Consider the following 18,848-nt stretch of genomic DNA (forward strand, 5'->3'; position numbering starts at 1 on the left):
ACTCTTTTTTTTTCTTTCCAATCAGAAAATGAGCACACAACTCATAGCCGTTTTTCCACACTAATCTTTCACTTACAAGCTTTAATTTTGCATAAAATGTATCACAGTGATTATTAATATTAAATGCGAGGAACAGACAATGAAAAATGGTATTCTAAATGAATTAATAACAGTTATGAAAGAGAGGGTTCCCAAAGGGCAAAATCTTGCCAGTAATTTGGCGGATATCCTATGTATGGGCAAAGAAGCTGTATACCGCAGACTTCGGGGTGAGGTATCTTTTTCGATAGAAGAAGTAGCCATCATATCTCACAAATTGGGAATTTCTATCGATCAGGTAGTCGGCGATCACCATTCTAACAAGGTGACTTTCGACCTCAACCTGCATCATTCTTCTAATGCGATAGATAGCTATTACGAAATACTTAATCGTTATCTACAGATATTTGATTTTGTAAAAGAAGATAATAGCACGGAAATATATACGGCTTCCAATCTTTTACCTTTTACGCTTTATTCTTCTTTCGAGAATCTGTCTAAGTTTCGTCTTAGCCGATGGATTTATCAGCATGGACAAATCAAGACTCCACACTCTTTGGAGGATATGCGCGTAGAGAAGAAAATCGTGCAGGCGCATAAGAAGTTGAGTGAAAGTGTGAAGCAATGTCCCAAAACCTTTTTTATCTGGGACACCAGTATTTTCTATTCTTTCGTCAATGAGATTAAGTACTTTGCCAGTTTGCACATGATTACACTGAATGATGTAGAGAACCTAAAAGAAGAGCTATATCAACTACTGACGTATATAGAAACGTTATCAAGTAAAGGAGAATTTAGCGAAGGACGGAAAGTGTATTTCTATTTATCCAATATAAACTTTGAAGCGACTTACAGCTACATCGAAAAGCTGAACTACCAGATTAGTCTATTGCGGATATATTCAATCAATTCTATGGATTCACAAAGCCCGCATATCTGTCAGATGCAACGTGACTGGATTCTATCTTTGAAACGTCACTCCACTCTGATCTCGGAAAGCGGAGAAGCACAGCGTATCATATTCCTACAAAATCAAAAAAGTATAATTGATACCTTGTAAAAAAGAACCGGCTAAGTTAATCAACTTAGCCGGTTCTTTTTTTGTCCCTTATTATACTAATGTATTTTTTCTGGGATTTCTCCCTATTTGTTGATATTACAGTTCTCCTTCTGTCTGCGAATAAACAGTCCATCCGTTAATCACGATTCTCATGGCAAGCCATGAATCAGAGATGAAGAAAACGATATGGTAGTTACTTTGGCGATCAAAATATTCCTGCATTCCGATTTTCTTATCCTCCATATTAGTCATAGCAAGATAATCAATCAGATTGATATCGAATACCTTTTTTGCAGAAGATTTCTCCGTCACCACTAACCGGGTTTTTCGATCCTTCATCAACCGCATCGTATTAAGGTCTACTGAAGCAGCAGAAGAATTCACTTGATCTCTGCGATAAGGTTGGAAACTAAGCATATCATCCTCCAACAAAGAGTTATCATGCCCTAGATACCCATTGGATTCCCGAATCTCATAATCATAATCATCCACGTTGAGTTCCCAATCATTAGTATAACCCTGGAATATAAAACGTACCCGTTTTGTATCCCTTATCAGGTTAATCGTCTCTGTCTGATGAGTTTTCCCTGTAAAGTTTACATCGATAATCTCACCATACCAAAGCGTTTCCAACTCTTTATTGATGATAAAAGACTCTTCACGTTTCAACTGCAATCGTAAATCAGTAATCGTAGAGACACCGGGAGTTAACGAAGTAATATCGTATGAATCACGTGCACCTGCCCATGCCATAAACCGATACTCTCCTATAGGCAATGCTACCTCCATCAGATAATTTCCCGTCGATAATGAGCTTCCTTCTTCTGCCTGTTTAAATAAAAACTTTCCGTCTTTATTAAACACATAAAGCTCTACTTTATCAACCTGTGTATGGAAAGCGTCTGCAAATTCCATATTATAGTCATATTTGAACTTTACAAACAAACGGCATTCCGGCAGGTCTTCATTAAAGTTATCACAAGAAGTCATTATCCAGGAGCTAATGATGAGAATCCCGAAGGTGACATGACGTACAAGGCTTTTTAGGTTCATATTTCTATTCTTCTAATTCTATCAAACTATAAAGTTTTCTATTGTTTGTTTTCTATTTTCTATTGTTTGTTTTGGAGGTAAAGAGAGCGTCCCCTCCTTACCTCTAATTATATTAAAACAATGAATTCCAAATTATAGTGGTTCAACTTGACTGTACCAAGTCCATGGATTAACCTCAATCTTGATAGACAAGTAACGGTCTTCTTCTTCATCCGGTGTATTAGGATCCGGATCGGGGATGATTGGATAACCCGGATTATTGATTTTATTTACAGTAATATCATAAACAGAGTTACGAACTACACCAAATTCACCTAACTTATTCATGATGGTAGGACTATCATCATGCTTAATCATGATTTTATAGTAACAAATACCTTCTGAATAGTACTCAACACCTTTCAGATTCTTACCTCCTTTACTTGCTGTTGAGATTTGAGTAGCAAGATCACTAAACTCTTGTGTAAGTTCCTCTGCCATTTGTGCTGCAGTCTTAGCATCATCCTTATCAGCAGGAATAGCAACTTGGGTATTAAGAAGTGCCTTTATATATTCATTATAAGCATCTGTTATATCCGTAGCATATTCAGACGGCTTATCATGTGTATATTTATTAGTCAATTCCTTTTCGATATAAGTCAATACCGAAGCTTGAGTATAGAATATACCATTCATATTAAACCAATCTGTTCCATTAGCTAAAGTCACTTTTGAACCATCTTCATTGGTAATGGTAGCAGGAGCATAACCGACTTTCAACAATACTTGAGTTGTATAAGCATGCATATTGAAGTTTACAACATCAGTTTGATTCTGGGTATTTTCAAGACAATATTTAACAGACGTATTTACTTCATTCCAATCTATATCTTCTTTTTTAGTAGCAGATGACACATAAAAATAGTTTCCAGCATACACCGTTTGATCATCATCATCCCATGCGCCAATATCATTGATTACTCCAAAATTCGGATCTACTCTGTATGAACCAAGACTATACTGATCATAAGGAGTCCACGTATTCATGGCTGTTTTCATTCTTTTTGATGCAGGATAGAATTTCTTGTTTGTTATATTCAAATACCACTCTGTCTCATCCGAGTCTATAGTTGCAGTTTCACTAAGTTTTTCACCACCATCAGGTTTCACATATACCCGCACTTTAGCTGATATACGATCTATTCTAATAGTCAGAGGAGAGCTTGTTGCCGCTGTTGGTGTATTGTACAAAGTCAATGCTTCCGGATCTCCATTAGCCTTTGAAGGTTCCAGGTCACCTTTGGCATTTGTCATCACAAACCCACCTGATTTTGCTACCCCAGTAGTCACTCCAGCTTCTGCCGTAAGCGTTATTACCTTATTTACATTTTCATAAGTGTCACCTTCTTGAATAGTCCGACCCAAATTCTGTGGATTAGCAATAACCAACACAGCTACAGAAGTAGAAGGTACTTTAAAAGCATTTGTTCTGTTCGGCAGGTTATTAATATCCTCTGTTCCAAAATCTACAATTTTCGTTACAACACTTGCATCAGTATGCCCATCAAAGAAAACTGCGTAAACCTTAGTAATCGTACTTTCATCAGGTGTACCATTTTCTTGATTGGGGGTGTTCAGTGCACGTGTTTTAGTTGATTGTACAGTTAAAGCCACCCATGCATCTCCATCAGAGTTCGTTACATCAGTCCCGTTCTCCCCACCAGGAACGATGTCCTCATTACTACATGCTGCAAATGCAATAGCAGCAAGTGCCAGCATAAAAAAGTTTTTTTTCTTCATTGTTTTTTACAATTTAATAAAAGCGTTTGTAATTAATTTATTTATCCCTATTTTTCTTTTCAATTTCAGCTGCATTTGTTCTCTTTCTAACCAATTCTTCCAAATTATGTCCGGCAGCTTCCAAACCCGATTCGGAGGCTATTTTTAAATACTTTTCTCCTTTCTCATATTCTCCTTTTAATAGCATTAGTACCCCTATGGCATTATTATATTCTGATAAATTAGTATTTGAGTGTACCATATCTAAATAGCGTTCTGCCGATAACAGGTCATTGCGCGATAAAGCGGCAGCAGCGGCATTTATATTAGCAATCTCATCCTTCGGATACATCCGGACAGCCGTCTCGAATATATCAATGAAATCTTGCGAACCAACCGGATAGGTATTAGCCACCAAGAACATCTCATTTAAACTTAAATTCTGCGGACGGCTTTTAATAACCTCTTTTGCTTCATCTATATTAAAATTCTTAACCTCATAATTCACTTTACAGATAGCTACACGAAGACTCGGAAAAATATATTTCAACATATACCGGTAGGGTATTCCCCCACGAAGTTGCATTAACTTAGTCTCTCTTCCTTTCTCAATAGGTATATTCCTTATAATATCCAGCACTTCATCTTTATATTCCATTTCCATGGTATTCAATGCCTCTTCCAAGCCTTCCCAGTTCTCACCGCCAAAAATGATATAATATTGGTTTCTTGGAAAGTCATATCTGGATGCCAGATACTCCCGGAGTGCCATAGCACGTCCTTCGGACAGGCGTTTGTTCGTTGCCAATGTTCCTTCCGGAGAAGCATAACCTATGATGTCCAAGCGGTTAACCTTTACACTGGGATCAGACTTCAACTCATCAATCATCTTGCGAATTTTAGCCAACTCTTGAGGGTTGTTCATATATTCAGGACGGATGTTCACCTTATTCACTTCGAAATCAAGGAAACACTCTGCCTGTATATCACGGCGTTTGATCTCTTCAGCCTTTGGTTGCAAATATGCCAATTGAGGTGATACCACGTATGGCAACAATACACGTTCCAACGTAACCTTATCAAACTGCTCCACATCCATCAACGCAGTTTCACCACAACCACACTCATCACGCTGCACATCCAAACGCGCATCTTCCATCCAAGGCTCAAAACGCACCACATACCGATAGCAAATCGTATCATTTCTCCATTTGCTTCCTTTTTCCACCACATAAGGTTTCTCATAGGTCTTCTTCTCTTTGGCACTCATTACCGCAAGTTCACGTTCATAAGCCAGATATTCATCACGACCTTTAATAGATACCTTTGGAAGATTCAACGTACGTTCCGGAGATACCAGTTGGGGAATAAGATCCACTCCGCGCGCTGATTTGACCTTCACATTATTCAAGCTAAAGTCTATATCGATATGAAGAAAGTTACCTTTTTGTTCCAGTTGAACCGGCTTCACAGCAATGTTGCCCTCATAAGAGCGGGATTGTGCCATCACATTCTTTATATTCAGGCTGCAAACCACTAACATACATACGATAAAACTTATATTTCTTTTCATCATCATTCTATTTAATTATATAAATAAGCGATACACTTGCTTTAGTAGGTCCAAAGTAATTTTTACTACTTTCCTTCTCCTTCGTACCGCAAGTGGTACAGGGATATTTATCATATACAATATGTGCATACCCCACTCCAACAGATGCTTCAATACTCCAGCGTTTTTTCAGAATCCAGGAATGTCCCACAGAAAAACCACCTCCGTATAAATGTCCCTGATAGCGATTCTTTTGCATATTTTCGCTGATGAAAGACCAATCAGGCCATCCTCCCACATTGAAATCCGCATAATGTCCGTGTATTCCAATAAACGTACGGCGGAAGCGTTCACAAAACCAATAACGAACTTCGGGTTGTATTCCCCAATGACGTAATCGTTTGCCGTCGGAAGGCTTCCATGGATTATAGTTGACTGGAATATCCAATGTCCATTTACGTGCCAATCCCAGCTCCATTCCTAAGTTCATGGTCGTGGTAGCATCATACAAAAGGTTGCTTTTAAGCGCAACTTTCTGTGCCTTACTCTCGAAAAGAATACATCCGAGCATGAATAATATGAGTAAACTTACTTTCTTCATTAATAACACATTTACTGTTTACTGCCCTAATTGAGTAATATCTAATTTTATACGTTGCACAGAGTTTAAACTAACCCCACCAACAGATGCCATGGTGGTTAGATGCACAATACCGGATCTGGGAGTTGCATTTGTATTAGGTAACACTTCCACATATATTCTCCCGTCTTCTACGATAATGTGATCTTCTCCTGTATGTCCTTCCGGCATTACAGAAGAGTATAAACGAATCCACTCCTTAGGATTGTCAGTCCCCTCTTCTACCTGGCCAGTAAGACAGAAATAGTTTATTTCGCTTACTACCGGATCGGTATTATTAGTAGGCATAAACTTTAGTGTGCTTCCTCCTGCGGAAATCGCTTTTCTTTGTCTGATATGAACTTTTTTTTCCAAGTTTCCAAGTTTTAATGTTATATACGCATTTTTCTTATCATCAATTCCCTCTTCATAACCCATCAACTGGTTAGTGACTCCAACTGTTACCGGTGTTATTACCGGATTTGTTCCATTGGAAGTTACTATCGGCACTTTAAATGGCCCGCTTAACTGAAAGGCTCCTGATACTTCCAGTTTATTATCTGTTATTGTTCGAGCATCCTGAAAATCCTTTGTACAATCAGTAATCACACTAAAAGCATCATAATCCTCCATATTTTCACCACTGTAATAGGCTATAAAAACCGAGTTGCTTACACCCAAATAATAATCATTATTGGCTAGGATCTCATAAGATTCACTATCATCTACCATAATCTCAAAATCAAGATCTGTATTAGATGGCTTCGCAGTTTTTGCATCACTTACCGTATCATAGCCGGGTCCTTTAGCTCTATTAATCGTAAATGTGTATGAATGATTACGCTCTATATCCATCGCCTGCAGGCTACTATTGAGCAGTGACATCTTATAATAATAGTCTTTATTGTCATAAGTACCCTGAATAATAAGATATGTATTATTCTGCACATCGGACTCGTACATATATATAGGGAATTTCTCTGTACTCTGCACGTCGGTTGCAATCGTTTCCGCTTTTACCACAGGAAGTGAGTAAGCAGCATCATACCGATACTCTGTCAAATTGGTTGTATTATTCATTAATATCCCATCAGCATCATGCAATTTACCTTGCCGGGGCACATTCATGACAGCGGTCACTCCCTTCAAAATAAAGTTAGATGCTTTATTGACAATGACAATCTTAGCAACCACACGGGTAAGCAATAATGAACTTCCATCAGTATTGGCTATCTTCGTCGTATTGTCTATTTGATCCACTTCCAATCGATGACTCATCGGAATCGTCTCTTCATCTCCACTATACGGTACAGTAGTAAGTGGATTACTACCCAATGGTTTAGTCAGTAACTTGCTACAAGCTTCTCCATAAGTAGTCACTCCCGGAGTTAACTTGGAAAGCAAAGCTGCCTGGTTAAAATCATATCCCGTAGATGCATTTCCATAATAGAACTGATCCAACGGATTAGCAAGTATCAGTAATTGGTATTTGTTACCAGCAGGCTGCTTAGTCAATAACACATATCGCTTGTTTATCATTTCAAAAGCCTGTACAGCTTCTATAAAGGTGGCTCCCGCACCCTGTCCCTTAAAGACCAGTATCCATGGAGTTTTACCGACCTCACTTTCCAAAGCTCTGGTCGGAGGCAGAGAGTACGATTTTGCCCTGGCAAAAATCTCTATTTGCACTTTTTCTTTCAGTGCTTCCTCTTCATTCTCTTGACCTATTGTGCTTACATCATGCTCGCATCCAGCCATAAATAGAAGAAGAATCAAATAGAAAAAAATAGTTATATATCTCTTACTCTCTCTCATTACCTTTTAAACACCTCTTAAACACCTCATTCTTGGCGATACCTAATTTTATCCAAATCTCATATTGCAAATTTCGGAATATTAAAGGAGATACAAAATTGTATTCATTTCTGATACAGATAATCAGATTCCAGAAGTAAGACTATTAATGCTATTTACAATCGAAGGGATTACGCATTATAAAAGAAGAATGTTGACGGGAAGTTTTTTTTGCGATATGCGCACCATTTAAAAGAAAAGAGTTTCGTTTATTGAAACCACACTAACAAGATGTGCTAATAGTTTTTTATGTCATTTAGATATAATTCAGGCACAAATTAAGCAAGATCAACGACCATTTTATACAATAAAGCAGTCTGATAACTTGTATAATTTGTGCCTAAATGACAAAATGTTCAATTCCTGTATATATATAGCTATCAGATTATAAGGTTTTGCGTTCTGTTTCCGTAGGAGCCACCTCATCAGGAATACTGAATTCGCGATTGGCAAACAGATCGGCAAGTCCTGAAATTTGCTTCAGGCGCAACAATTCATCACGATCCATACCGATATTTTTCATAATCCATTGATCGGACATACCTGCCTTGTCAAGCTCCGCAACAATGTTGCACATCAATTCAATGTTATGCATTCCGCGGGCACGGTTGTGCCGGATTGTTGAACTCATACGGTTAGACAAGTCCTTGTCTATCACCACAATCGGCAATAAGCCGTTTTCACGCTTATAGATCCGTTGGGAAGTTTTCAATACTGTATAACGATGGTAGCCATCTACCAGGATATAATTGTCCGCCTCCTTATCATAATAGCATACACAAGGCATCGTAAAACCATCTTCCCAAATAGAAAGTTCCAGCAACTTCATTTCAGGTGGTGCTACGACATTCGGATTATAATCGTTCGCATATACTTTTTCTACAGGTACTGCTTTTACTTCGTAAACAGGGCTTTTATCTACACTCATGATACTATGATTCTATATTGTTCCATAACTTGACTTCTTTTACTCATCTCCTCTTTTGTTGGCGAGAATCCCATGTATTTGCAGGCATGGTCATTCTTGAGGATACAGACACACATCCGCTTATACGTGGGTATTTCCTTAAACTCCGGAATATCAATATCATCCTGATATTCCATACGCACCGGTTTCTTCAACGTTTTGTAGTTACTGTTGTCCATAACGATAATCGGCACCTTCGCATCAATCAGCTTTTGGATAGTGGCATCACTTAGACATCCGCCCTTTGTCCGCCAGAAATTCACACTTACTGAAAGTTTCCGGAGATAATTCTTCCTCGCCCGCTCCGGCAGAGTGGACAACAAAAAATACATAAACTCGCGCCATGTATATCCTTCAGGAAGTTTCACCGACTGCCATCCCATTGCATGAGTACCACCATACATACCGGTAAAGTTCACACCGTTCACCCTTCCCACCATTTTACCCCAGGTATTGGGATCAAGCACCCGGTAAAGCTGCAAACTCTCTTGGGCCTCATTAATAAAGGGACTTGCTACACGCTGACGCTCCAGATTGACTCCGGCACGATAATAAAGATCGTATAAAACATTATAATCCCACTGGAATTTTCCATTGGCAGTCCATACATCCGTTGTCTTCCAGTCATAAATAGGGTAGGCATTATAAATGTCATTCCCCACTTTTGAAGTCCATCTATATTTATGATACATCTGGAATTTACGGCTCATATAGATACATCTCCACCGATTGAAACTTTCCTGTGTACGAATCCCGATCAGACAACAAGTGCGCACTGCATCTTTTTTATTATGTATCCATTGCGCAAAACGCATCTGAAATTCATAATCCCACATGGTTGTATTATAAAAAGGAAAATCTTCTTTGGTCATTGCCTTTTTCGGCATGGAACGAACCCATATATTCTTTTTGCTGTCTTCCCACGGACGCCAAAAAGATTGATACATCGAGGTGCAGGTAGCCACACGGAAAGGGATGCATACCCGGTATACATCCAAAATATCCTTATTGGCCTCCAGCATCCGGTCTACATAATCAATAGTCATTTTATACTGGATTTCATAATCCATGTGAAAAACTCCCAAACGTATCTTCAAATTGTTCTTCCGGATATAATCGATGCACATATTCAGCAATACCCCACTGTCCTTACCTCCGGAAAATGACACATATATATTATCAAATTCATTAAATATAACTTTCAGTCGTTCTTGTGCTAGTTCATATACATTCTTTGTGCCTGCTATTTTCTTTTTCGCCATAAGCTATCTATACATTTTAACATACCGTGTCCACTTCTTGTCCATGGATACAAATTCAAACTTTTCAAATGTTTCTTTATCTTGTACCAGTGTGACCGAATTGAGTAACCAACTCTCGGGCCCGAATTCCGCAACGACGGCAGGCAACAGATGCGACAGGATTTCCTCCCGTACGGTGCCTTCTGCCTTCACATAATAATTATTGATTACAGCTTTCTTCCGGCTTTTCTGTTCCACGGGGACGAAACCCACTACCTCTTTGTCTTCAATCGCAATGAACCACACATACTCTTCGCCCGTCTTGAAAGGGTAATTATTGTTTGCGCGTATCACTTCGGGATCCATCACCATCGGCGCTAAAAGCCGATATAAATGTTTGTCTTTTCCTTTTAATCGTATTATCTGCATCATATCATTCAAAAATGGACACACAAAAATAAGGAAAAAATATCAAATTCGTCATTTCTGTTCCTAAAACATTTGTTTTTCATACTATTATCTCTATATTTCGATATTTTTGAAATCACCCATACGCCATTCCTCTTTCACGTTTAAAGTAAGTCAGTATAGTGGCAAAACTCAAATATTCCCGTCCGGGAGTATGCAACCGACTTTTAAACTGATAGCGGGCAAAGATGACTTCGCATGCCAATTTATATTTGAAATGCAATTTTAAACGGTGCTGCAAAAACTCAAACACTCGGCAGAGATAGGCAAACACCTCCTCCACCCTGGCATTTGAAACCACTCGTGGCGCACGATTTACATCCTCTATATGCTCCATCTCACTAAGCACATATTCCAGTTGCTCAATTTCCTCACTGGTGTTTTGCATTGTACACTTCATTTGTTCTATTTTCTCTCCCTGATGAATGTACTGTTCCCGCTTTCGTTGTAAACGATCTTTTATTATTTCTAATCCTTTCAAAATTATAAAATTTAGTTATATATAAATGGTTTGATATTACTGATTATTAACCGACAAAATTGCCATATAAAATCTAATCTCGAATGCAAATATAGAGAAGATTGTTTAAATAATTAGATTTTTATTTAAAAATATTCATACTTATTTCACATTTAAATTACCAGCATCAGAAAAACGGTTTTTCCATCCAATGAAACGAGTCTTAATTTTGCGGCGTACTAAAATATTTTAAACAATGGATAATCAATCTTTTGACTGGCTGCTTCACGGTTGCCACGTACTGTCCGAGGTGGCAGTAGCTTATTTTCCCAACTATCGGTATAATTGTTCAGCGGTGAAAGCATTCCGCCGGACCATCAAAGAACATGCGGTATTACTGTCCCAACTCACGGAAGCGGGATTCACCCCGCATACTACAACACTCACTCCGCAGCAAATTGCCATTATTGTAAGGTTCTGGGGGATGCCTGCATTCGCATCTGAAATGATAAAAAAGAATTCATATCTCGCTGTCCCGAAAATGAAGAAAAAGATATAATGTATTTTAATACATTCTTTTCTTATTTATATATTAATGGACTAAGGGGTGGTCGATGTGCAGAAATAGCAAGTCGGCTTCCCCCTTCAGCAGGGCGTTTAAAGAGAATGCAGGAGGGCGTTCGGGAAGGTTCAAAAATATTGGCACACAATCAGCATAATCGTTACATGAGCCAAAATTATGATATTTAGCCATTCATAACCTGAAAATTGTACAGTTCAACCAGTCGGGCTACCTTCGCACCGAATTAAAACAATATAAAGCATGATTAAATCTACGGCAGAAATGCTTAAAAAGGGCTATCTTCTCTTCCCTAAAGTCTTATTCGAGGAGCAAATAAAAGTGACTAAAGGTGCAACGGGTTATTTCGATGCGTTTATTCTGGTATTAACCCATGTCAATTATAGCACTGTAGAGTGCCACGTCCACCATTACACCTTTCAATGCCGACGAGGCGAATCTGTAATCTCCATTGCCCATTGGGCAGAACTATTTGGGTGGAAACGTAGTCGCACACGGTATTTTTTCAATAAGATGTATGATGAAGGTATTATTGAAAGGGTGGTTAATCCGTATATCACTCATATCCGTATACCCGACTACGATCTGCTGGTCGGGCAGAAACGCCGCGAAAGTATCCGTGCCGAAGCTGACGGTATCACTTTCGATGCGTTTTGGGAAAAATATCATGAGATTACCCGGAAGCCTAAAACCAATATCGGCCGTGCCCGCCGGGAATGGAAAAAGCTATCTGTCAACGAACGTTGTCTTAGTCTGAATCACATTGATGCGTATTATGATAATCTAACGGATATCAAATATTGTATGCAGGCGGCTTCCTATCTGTCAAATAAAGCATTTATGGATGAATATGATTATTAGAAAAGAAAATGAGTGAAATAACAAACCCGCAGGACGTCGAACTCGAAGAAATCGTACTCGGCGCCTGCCTGCTGGAAAGCAAAGCCATCACACTGGTTGCAAGCATATTGCGACCGGAAGTGTTTTATACAGAAACGAATCGTGATATTTATGCTGCCCTGCAGAGTCTGTACCATGCCGGTCAGGCCATTGATATCATGACTATAAAAGAAGAACTTGCCCGACGTGGCAAGCTCGAATCGATAGGAGGACTTTATACGCTGGTGCGCATCAGTTCACGTGTAGTGTCAAGTGCACACCTGGAATATCACGCACGAATTCTCAAACAGAAATATATCCGTCGTGAAGCAATTCTGGGATTCCACAAACTGCTCGCACTGGCAGCCGATGAAACAACTGATATAGACGATACGCTGGCAGATGCCCATACCCTCCTCGACCGGTTGGAAAATGAATGTGGTACTGCCGAACATCTCCGTTCCATGTTGCAGCTTATGGAGGATACCATAACGTCGATAGAGGCCCGCGTGGCCGGCAACAAGAACGGTGTTACGGGACTACCCACAGGATTTGCCGACCTTGACCGACTGACATGCGGCTGGCAACCCGGTGAGGAAATCGTTATTGCCGCCCGTCCTGCGGTAGGTAAAACGGCATTCGCGCTGCATCTGGCACGTACTGCCGCTTCTGCCGGTTATCATATCGCTGTGTATAGTCTTGAAATGTTAGGTGAGCGTTTGGGAGATCGCTGGTTACTGGCTGCCACTACAGGAGTAAACCCTGACCATCTTCGTAGTGGACAACTGACTCCCAGCGAACTACGGCAAGTACATGAAGCATCGACAGAACTTTCCCGTCTGCCCATCCATATTGATGACAATCCGTCCGTAAGCATGGATTACATTCGTTCTTCTGCAAAACTGCTGCAAAGCAAAGGTAAATGTGATGGAGTCATTATCGATTACCTGCAACTTTGTGACATGAAAAGCGACCAGCATAATCGAAATCGTGAGCAGGAAGTGGCACAAGCCAGTCGTAAAGCCAAAATGTTGGCAAAGGAGTTGAATATACCTGTGATACTACTTAGTCAATTAAACCGTAATGTAGAAGGACATCCGGACAACCGTCCCAACTTAAGTGATCTTCGCGAGAGTGGAGCCATCGAACAGGATGCCGATGTCGTACTAATGCTTTCCCGTCCTGCCCTCTCCGGACGTACTACAGACCGTAAGAGTACGTACCCTACCGAAGGGCTGGGCGTAATGGATATTGTCAAACATCGTAACGGAGCAACACGTGAGCTTTATTTCAGACATGATCCGAGCATGACGAAGTTGGAAGATTACGTGCCCGGAATAGATTGGATGAAAAAGAATACGACTGCTGAATCCGCAAAATAACATAGTGCTTTGTAAGGTCTAAAGCTTAGCTTTAGAGGTCGTAAAGCTATGCTTTAGGCCATGCAAAGCGCTGCTTTACGATCTCTTCTTTTTTCATGTTTCAACTGTCCTTTTTTACAGGTTTCAAGGTTCTCCCAATGCATCTATAATGACTCTTACTTCCAGAGGAGTGTAAGAGCGGCAGTTAGGCTGGTAGCCCAAGTCATACAAGCGTTGTAAAAGCCCTGGACATAATTGGATCCATTTCTTCATTTTTCGGTATGCAGCGATGTCGGTAAGTTCGGGAGAATAAAGTGATGCAAGTTCCATGCGGCCATAGGCACGTATTGTGAATTCTTTCATGATGGATATGCTTTGATTTATATCTACAAAATTAACAAAACATTTTCACATACACAATACTTTCCTCATGAATAACGGACTATTACTGCACATTACTTTTAACAAAAAGCACCTGCCAAGCATTAGACAAAATTTGGTCAAATATTCCTTTTTATTAATTAAAAAGGCTACAGTTTCACAAACTACTATTGGAATTCGGTCTCTTTTCCATATATTTGCGCCCGCATTTCTGATTTTCGAATGAACCTCCTTATTCAAATTACCAAAACTAGATAAAACGAATGGAAAAAATAAACGCAGTAATTACAGGAGTCGGAGGCTATGTACCCGATTATATCTTGACCAATGATGAGATTTCCAAAATGGTAGACACTACCGACGAATGGATTATGGGGCGTATCGGCATTAAGGAAAGACGAATTTTGAAAGAGGAAGGGCTGGGAACTTCTTACATAGCCCGTAAAGCTGTCAAACAGTTAATAAAACGTACCCGAACAAATCCGGATGATATTGATCTGATAATTGTAGCTACAACAACCCCTGACTATCGCTTTCCTTCCACGGCTTCTATTTTATGTGAAAGACTGGGACTGAAAAGAGCTTTTGCTTTTGATATGCAAGCTGTTTGCAGCGGTTTCTTATATGCGTTGGAGACTGGAGCCAATTTTATCCGTTCCGGAAATTATAAGAAAGTGGTAGTTGTAGGCGCTGAAAAGATGTCGTCAATAATCAACTATACCGACCGTGCAACTTGTCCGATTTTTGGTGATGGCGGAGCAGCTGTCATGCTTGAACCTACTACTGAAGATTTAGGTATTATGGATGCCGTGTTAAGGACAGATGGCAAAGGATTGCCTTTCTTGCACATTAAAGCGGGTGGTTCTGTATGTGCTCCTTCTTATTATACATTGGATAATCAAATGCATTACATCTATCAGGAAGGACGTACTGTATTCAAATATGCAGTATCCAACATGGCTGATGCCTGTGAATCTATCATTGCAAGAAACCATCTTAGCAAAGACAACATCGACTGGGTAATTCCTCATCAGGCTAATCAACGTATTATCACCGCCGTAACACAACGTTTGGAAGTTCCTGTCGAAAAGGTCATGGTCAACATCGAACGATACGGCAACACTAGCGCCGGTACTCTCCCACTCTGCCTCTGGGATTTTGAAGATAAGCTCAAAAAAGGAGATAATCTAATTCTTACTGCATTTGGAGCAGGATTTGCCTGGGGAGCCATCTATGTGAAATGGGGATATGATGGAAAAAAGAGATAGCGATAATCGCTATCTTCAAAATAAAAAATCCTCTGATTTCTAGTAAATCAGAGGATTTTTTATTTCCTAGTGCGGTGCGTACGGGACTCGAACCCGTGACCCCATGCGTGACAGGCATGTATTCTAACCAACTGAACTAACGCACCAAAATATTCACTTTAGCATCTCTCTCGATTGCGGATGCAAAGGTAGATATTTTTTTGAAACCTGCAATAGCTTCAGTATCTTTTTTCTGAAAAAGTGGGTTTATTAAGAATTATCGTGTACATTTGCAGCTACTAATAAAATAGAAAATAGAATGAAAAATACACCAATTGAACGACATCTGATTGATGAAACCATCAATGAGTTTCAAATTGTCGATTTTTCCAAAGCTACCATTCGTGAAGTGAAAGCTATTGCTTCAAAAGCAGAAGCAGCATCGGGAGTTGAATTTATTAAAATGGAAATGGGTGTTCCGGGACTTCCTCCTTCCGCAGTAGGCGTGAAAGCGGAAATTGAAGCGCTACAAAATGGCATTGCCAGTCTATATCCAGACATCAACGGATTGCCGGAACTAAAGAAAGAGGCATCCAACTTTATCAAAGCATTCATCAACGTAGATTTAAGCCCGGAGGGTTGTGTGCCTGTCACCGGTTCCATGCAAGGTACATTCGCTTCATTTCTTACTTGCAGCCAATGTGATGAAAAGAAAGATACGATTTTGTTTATCGATCCAGGGTTTCCGGTACAGAAACAGCAGTTGGTTGTAATGGGACAAAAGTTTGAAACATTTGATGTGTATGACTACCGCGGAGAAAAACTCAAAGAGAAACTGGAAAGCTATCTGAAAAAAGGAAATATATCAGCCATCATTTATTCAAACCCCAATAATCCCAGCTGGATTTGCCTGAAAGAGGAAGAATTGAGGATTATCGGTGAATTGGCAACACTGTATGATGTGATTGTTCTGGAGGATTTGGCTTATTTTGCCATGGACTTCCGCCAAGATTTAAGCAAGCCGTATCAATCTCCTTTCCAGCCATCGGTTGCCCATTATACGGACAATTACGTATTGCTGATTTCCGGCTCAAAAGCATTCAGTTACGCCGGGCAACGCATTGGTGTAAGTTGTATCTCTGATAAACTATACCACCGAAGCTATCCGGGACTGACCAAACGATATGGTGGCGGAACTTTCGGAACGGTTTTCATTCACCGTGTGCTTTATGCGCTTTCTTCAGGAACTAGTCATTCTGCACAGTTCGCCATGGCCGCCATGCTGAAAGCAGCGAATGAAGGACAATATAATTTCCTCAACGAAGTGAAGATATATGGCGAAAGGGCACAGAAATTAAAAGAAATCTTCCTCCGTCACGGTTTCCATCTGGTATATGACAACGATCTGGGCGATCCGATTGCAGACGGATTTTATTTCACCATCGGATATCCGGGAATGACCAGTGGCGAACTCGCGAAAGAATTGATGTACTACGGAGTAAGCGCTATCTCGTTAGTGACCACAGGAAGCCATCAGGAAGGATTGCGCGCGTGTACCTCTTTTATTAAAGACCATCAATACGCACAACTGGATGAAAGAATGAAACTATTCGCTGAAAATCATCCGACAGCGTGATTATTTGACATCAGATATTCATAAAAGCCATTCTTAAAATGAAAAAAAACGGAAAGAACGATTGTTTTTCCGTTTTTTTTATTACTTTAGTGGCATGAATATCGACTATGACATATTTAAGATTCAATCGAATAATATGTTACCATCAAGAGGAAGGATTTTAATATCCGAACCTTTTCTGCGTGACGCAACGTTTGGCAGATCCGTAATTTTACTGGTCGATCACACGGACGAAGGAAGTATGGGATTGGTTATCAACAAGCAACTGCCACTACTCCTCAATGATATCATCATGGAATTTAAATATCTGGATGAGATTCCTCTATATAAAGGTGGACCTATTGCCACTGATACCTTATTTTATCTCCACACATTATCTGACATTCCAGGGTCTATTTCTATCAGTAAAGGGCTTTATCTGAATGGAGATTTTGATGAAATAAAGAAATACATATTACAAGGGAATAAAATCAGTGAATGCATTCGTTTCTTCTTGGGATATTCCGGTTGGGATAGCGAACAGTTGAGCAACGAAATCAGAGAAAACACTTGGTTGGTGTCCGAGGAAGAGAAATCATATCTGATGAAAAACAATATTAAAGATATGTGGCGGAAAGCTTTAGAGAAGTTAGGCAGCAAGTATGAAACGTGGTCACGTTTCCCACAAGTGCCTACTCTCAATTAATATCTCATTTCTTAGGATTCAAACATTGGAGAAGCAATGCATCTTTGTAACAACCCTCCACCTGCAACCAGTTTTTTAAGATTCCGCATTGAACGAAACCACAAGAGGTGAACAGTTTTACACACACTTTATTATCCGTCATGACATGTGCATAGAGTTGACTTAAAGATAGAAAATCAAAAGCATATTCACAAATCAATTTCAATGCATCAGTAGCATAACCTTGTTGCCGATAATCCTTATGGACGGCAATCCCTACTTCTCCCCGCGAATGAAGGGGCACAAAATCTGTTATATCAATTGTACCGAGTATGCACTGGTCAGATTTGCGTACAATCATCAGCCGCAATTGCTTATCAGCAAACACATCGCACTGTGAGCCTTCGATGTATTGACGAAGCACATAACGGGAATAAGGAACCGTAAAATTGCTAATATCCCACATGGAAGGGTCATTTTCCATCTCGTACATAATGTCCATATCTTCCGGTTCTACTGCACGAAGATAAATACGTTCGTTCATTAAGAAAGATTGTCTCATAGTTTCTCATCTTTTGCAATGTGAAGCTCATTACGTAATCTTTTCTCACTGGGAAGACAAAAAAGTGATGCTGTCAAACCAATCAGCATACAAAGATTGCCCGTACTGCTCAATGTCAGATAGTAACACAAAAGATTCACTACAATAGCTACCTCAAGTACTCCCAAACGAACAATGTTCCATTGCACATATCGTTTCAAAGCAAGCGTGATGGTCATATGGTCTATTTTCTTTTTAAGCACCAGGCTAAACAATTTGAGAGAAAGAGGTACACACAAAGCTGTGAGCAAAATGCCTACTGTCTCAAAATAGTAGATAGCTTGTGCATTATCTACCAAACCTCCTACAGGAAAGAGTTCAAACTCTCCTGCCCCAAGCAAAAAAGCCGGGAGTACCCAAAAGAAAACATAACTAATATTCAAATTTCTAACAGCTCGTTTTATCTGTTCTTCCATGTTCGTTCTTAA

19 protein-coding genes and 1 tRNA gene are annotated in these 18,848 nt (G+C 39.7%); 7 read left to right on the top strand and 13 right to left on the bottom strand.

The window, feature by feature from the left end; translation table 11 throughout:
• Positions 1 to 139: 139 nt before the first annotated feature.
• Positions 140 to 1,099, top strand: coding sequence for a hypothetical protein (locus tag DXB58_RS15995; protein ID WP_117933193.1), 960 nt, complete (start codon positions 140 to 142; stop codon positions 1,097 to 1,099).
• Between the two features lie 96 nt (positions 1,100 to 1,195).
• Here DXB58_RS15995 and DXB58_RS16000 read toward each other — a convergent pair whose 3' ends face one another.
• The 9 genes from DXB58_RS16000 to DXB58_RS16040 all read right to left on the bottom strand — a co-directional run bounded on the left by DXB58_RS16000 (position 1,196) and on the right by DXB58_RS16040 (position 11,095).
• Positions 1,196 to 2,152, bottom strand: coding sequence for a FimB/Mfa2 family fimbrial subunit (locus tag DXB58_RS16000; RefSeq protein ID WP_122137505.1), 957 nt, complete (start codon positions 2,150 to 2,152; stop codon positions 1,196 to 1,198).
• A gap of 132 nt (positions 2,153 to 2,284) precedes the next feature.
• The gene (locus DXB58_RS16005; RefSeq protein ID WP_122137506.1) at positions 2,285 to 3,931 is read right to left on the bottom strand and encodes an Mfa1 family fimbria major subunit; all 1,647 of its coding nucleotides are present in this window, start codon (positions 3,929 to 3,931) and stop codon (positions 2,285 to 2,287) included.
• A 37-nt stretch (positions 3,932 to 3,968) separates the two neighbouring features.
• Entirely contained in the window at positions 3,969 to 5,486 is a 1,518-nt protein-coding gene (locus DXB58_RS16010) for a DUF3868 domain-containing protein (protein WP_199487975.1), read from the bottom strand.
• Between the two features lie 4 nt (positions 5,487 to 5,490).
• The gene (locus DXB58_RS16015) at positions 5,491 to 6,063 is read right to left on the bottom strand and encodes a DUF3575 domain-containing protein (RefSeq protein ID WP_122137507.1); all 573 of its coding nucleotides are present in this window, start codon (positions 6,061 to 6,063) and stop codon (positions 5,491 to 5,493) included.
• Positions 6,064 to 6,081: 18 nt separating this feature from the next.
• Positions 6,082 to 7,896, bottom strand: coding sequence for a DUF4906 domain-containing protein (locus tag DXB58_RS16020; protein WP_117933185.1), 1,815 nt, complete (start codon positions 7,894 to 7,896; stop codon positions 6,082 to 6,084).
• A 424-nt stretch (positions 7,897 to 8,320) separates the two neighbouring features.
• Entirely contained in the window at positions 8,321 to 8,863 is a 543-nt protein-coding gene (locus DXB58_RS16025; RefSeq protein WP_008999484.1) for a ParB/RepB/Spo0J family partition protein, read from the bottom strand.
• Complete coding sequence (locus tag DXB58_RS16030) at positions 8,860 to 10,164, bottom strand: DUF3440 domain-containing protein (RefSeq protein ID WP_008999483.1); 1,305 nt, start codon at positions 10,162 to 10,164, stop codon at positions 8,860 to 8,862. The genes DXB58_RS16025 and DXB58_RS16030 overlap by 4 nt, the downstream gene beginning before the upstream one ends.
• A gap of 3 nt (positions 10,165 to 10,167) precedes the next feature.
• Positions 10,168 to 10,575, bottom strand: a complete 408-nt coding sequence (locus DXB58_RS16035; protein WP_122137508.1) for a hypothetical protein — start codon at positions 10,573 to 10,575, stop codon at positions 10,168 to 10,170.
• Positions 10,576 to 10,687: 112 nt separating this feature from the next.
• The gene (locus DXB58_RS16040; RefSeq protein WP_122137509.1) at positions 10,688 to 11,095 is read right to left on the bottom strand and encodes a hypothetical protein; all 408 of its coding nucleotides are present in this window, start codon (positions 11,093 to 11,095) and stop codon (positions 10,688 to 10,690) included.
• A gap of 232 nt (positions 11,096 to 11,327) precedes the next feature.
• Here DXB58_RS16040 and DXB58_RS16045 point away from each other — a divergent pair, with 232 nt between their 5' ends.
• From DXB58_RS16045 to dnaB, 3 genes are all read left to right on the top strand, one after another.
• Positions 11,328 to 11,630 carry a DUF4248 domain-containing protein gene (locus DXB58_RS16045; RefSeq protein ID WP_122137510.1) on the top strand — a complete coding sequence of 101 codons (303 nt, stop codon included), beginning with the start codon at positions 11,328 to 11,330 and terminating at the stop codon, positions 11,628 to 11,630.
• 264 nt (positions 11,631 to 11,894) lie between these two features.
• On the top strand, positions 11,895 to 12,512 hold the full coding sequence (locus tag DXB58_RS16055; RefSeq protein ID WP_117933175.1) for a hypothetical protein: 618 nt from the start codon (positions 11,895 to 11,897) through the stop codon (positions 12,510 to 12,512).
• 8 nt (positions 12,513 to 12,520) lie between these two features.
• Positions 12,521 to 13,912, top strand: coding sequence for a replicative DNA helicase (dnaB, locus tag DXB58_RS16060; RefSeq protein ID WP_122137512.1), 1,392 nt, complete (start codon positions 12,521 to 12,523; stop codon positions 13,910 to 13,912).
• Between the two features lie 123 nt (positions 13,913 to 14,035).
• Here dnaB and DXB58_RS16065 read toward each other — a convergent pair whose 3' ends face one another.
• Positions 14,036 to 14,254, bottom strand: a complete 219-nt coding sequence (locus DXB58_RS16065) for a DUF4248 domain-containing protein (protein WP_117933171.1) — start codon at positions 14,252 to 14,254, stop codon at positions 14,036 to 14,038.
• Between the two features lie 281 nt (positions 14,255 to 14,535).
• Between DXB58_RS16065 and DXB58_RS16070 the strand changes: the two genes are divergently transcribed.
• On the top strand, positions 14,536 to 15,540 hold the full coding sequence (locus tag DXB58_RS16070; RefSeq protein WP_122137513.1) for a beta-ketoacyl-ACP synthase III: 1,005 nt from the start codon (positions 14,536 to 14,538) through the stop codon (positions 15,538 to 15,540).
• A 72-nt stretch (positions 15,541 to 15,612) separates the two neighbouring features.
• Here the strand turns inward: DXB58_RS16070 and DXB58_RS16075 are convergent.
• Positions 15,613 to 15,686: transfer RNA gene (locus tag DXB58_RS16075), tRNA-Asp, on the bottom strand.
• Positions 15,687 to 15,838: 152 nt separating this feature from the next.
• Here DXB58_RS16075 and DXB58_RS16080 point away from each other — a divergent pair.
• The gene (locus DXB58_RS16080; RefSeq protein WP_122137514.1) at positions 15,839 to 17,155 is read left to right on the top strand and encodes a pyridoxal phosphate-dependent aminotransferase; all 1,317 of its coding nucleotides are present in this window, start codon (positions 15,839 to 15,841) and stop codon (positions 17,153 to 17,155) included.
• Positions 17,156 to 17,249: 94 nt separating this feature from the next.
• Entirely contained in the window at positions 17,250 to 17,840 is a 591-nt protein-coding gene (locus tag DXB58_RS16085; RefSeq protein WP_117933236.1) for a YqgE/AlgH family protein, read from the top strand.
• A 4-nt stretch (positions 17,841 to 17,844) separates the two neighbouring features.
• Here the strand turns inward: DXB58_RS16085 and DXB58_RS16090 are convergent, their stop codons facing one another.
• Both DXB58_RS16090 and DXB58_RS16095 read right to left on the bottom strand, forming a co-directional pair.
• Positions 17,845 to 18,381, bottom strand: a complete 537-nt coding sequence (locus DXB58_RS16090) for a GNAT family N-acetyltransferase (RefSeq protein ID WP_122137515.1) — start codon at positions 18,379 to 18,381, stop codon at positions 17,845 to 17,847.
• Positions 18,378 to 18,836 (bottom strand): hypothetical protein, encoded by a 459-nt coding sequence (locus tag DXB58_RS16095; RefSeq protein ID WP_122137516.1) that lies wholly within the window; start codon positions 18,834 to 18,836, stop codon positions 18,378 to 18,380. The genes DXB58_RS16090 and DXB58_RS16095 overlap by 4 nt, the downstream gene beginning before the upstream one ends.
• Positions 18,837 to 18,848 lie beyond the last annotated feature (12 nt).

Origin of the sequence: Bacteroides sp. OM05-10AA (genome assembly GCF_003439055.1) — a bacterium.
GTDB lineage: Bacteria > Bacteroidota > Bacteroidia > Bacteroidales > Bacteroidaceae > Bacteroides > Bacteroides intestinigallinarum.

Bases quoted from the DNA above. Each gene is read 5' to 3' on its own strand.
- DXB58_RS16045 (WP_122137510.1), top strand. From the start codon at position 11,328: ATGGATAATCAATCTTTTGACTGGCTGCTTCACGGTTGCCACGTACTG.
- DXB58_RS15995 (WP_117933193.1), top strand. From the start codon at position 140: ATGAAAAATGGTATTCTAAATGAATTAATAACAGTTATGAAAGAGAGG.
- DXB58_RS16005 (WP_122137506.1), bottom strand. From the start codon at position 3,931: ATGAAGAAAAAAAACTTTTTTATGCTGGCACTTGCTGCTATTGCATTT.
- DXB58_RS16035 (WP_122137508.1), bottom strand. From the start codon at position 10,575: ATGATGCAGATAATACGATTAAAAGGAAAAGACAAACATTTATATCGG.
- DXB58_RS16070 (WP_122137513.1), top strand. From the start codon at position 14,536: ATGGAAAAAATAAACGCAGTAATTACAGGAGTCGGAGGCTATGTACCC.
- DXB58_RS16090 (WP_122137515.1), bottom strand. From the start codon at position 18,381: ATGAGACAATCTTTCTTAATGAACGAACGTATTTATCTTCGTGCAGTA.
- DXB58_RS16020 (WP_117933185.1), bottom strand. From the start codon at position 7,896: ATGAGAGAGAGTAAGAGATATATAACTATTTTTTTCTATTTGATTCTT.
- DXB58_RS16015 (WP_122137507.1), bottom strand. From the start codon at position 6,063: ATGAAGAAAGTAAGTTTACTCATATTATTCATGCTCGGATGTATTCTT.
- DXB58_RS16025 (WP_008999484.1), bottom strand. From the start codon at position 8,863: ATGAGTGTAGATAAAAGCCCTGTTTACGAAGTAAAAGCAGTACCTGTA.
- DXB58_RS16030 (WP_008999483.1), bottom strand. From the start codon at position 10,164: ATGGCGAAAAAGAAAATAGCAGGCACAAAGAATGTATATGAACTAGCA.
- DXB58_RS16085 (WP_117933236.1), top strand. From the start codon at position 17,250: ATGAATATCGACTATGACATATTTAAGATTCAATCGAATAATATGTTA.
- dnaB (WP_122137512.1), top strand. From the start codon at position 12,521: ATGAGTGAAATAACAAACCCGCAGGACGTCGAACTCGAAGAAATCGTA.
- DXB58_RS16000 (WP_122137505.1), bottom strand. From the start codon at position 2,152: ATGAACCTAAAAAGCCTTGTACGTCATGTCACCTTCGGGATTCTCATC.
- DXB58_RS16080 (WP_122137514.1), top strand. From the start codon at position 15,839: ATGAAAAATACACCAATTGAACGACATCTGATTGATGAAACCATCAAT.
- DXB58_RS16010 (WP_199487975.1), bottom strand. From the start codon at position 5,486: ATGATGAAAAGAAATATAAGTTTTATCGTATGTATGTTAGTGGTTTGC.
- DXB58_RS16065 (WP_117933171.1), bottom strand. From the start codon at position 14,254: ATGAAAGAATTCACAATACGTGCCTATGGCCGCATGGAACTTGCATCA.
- DXB58_RS16095 (WP_122137516.1), bottom strand. From the start codon at position 18,836: ATGGAAGAACAGATAAAACGAGCTGTTAGAAATTTGAATATTAGTTAT.
- DXB58_RS16055 (WP_117933175.1), top strand. From the start codon at position 11,895: ATGATTAAATCTACGGCAGAAATGCTTAAAAAGGGCTATCTTCTCTTC.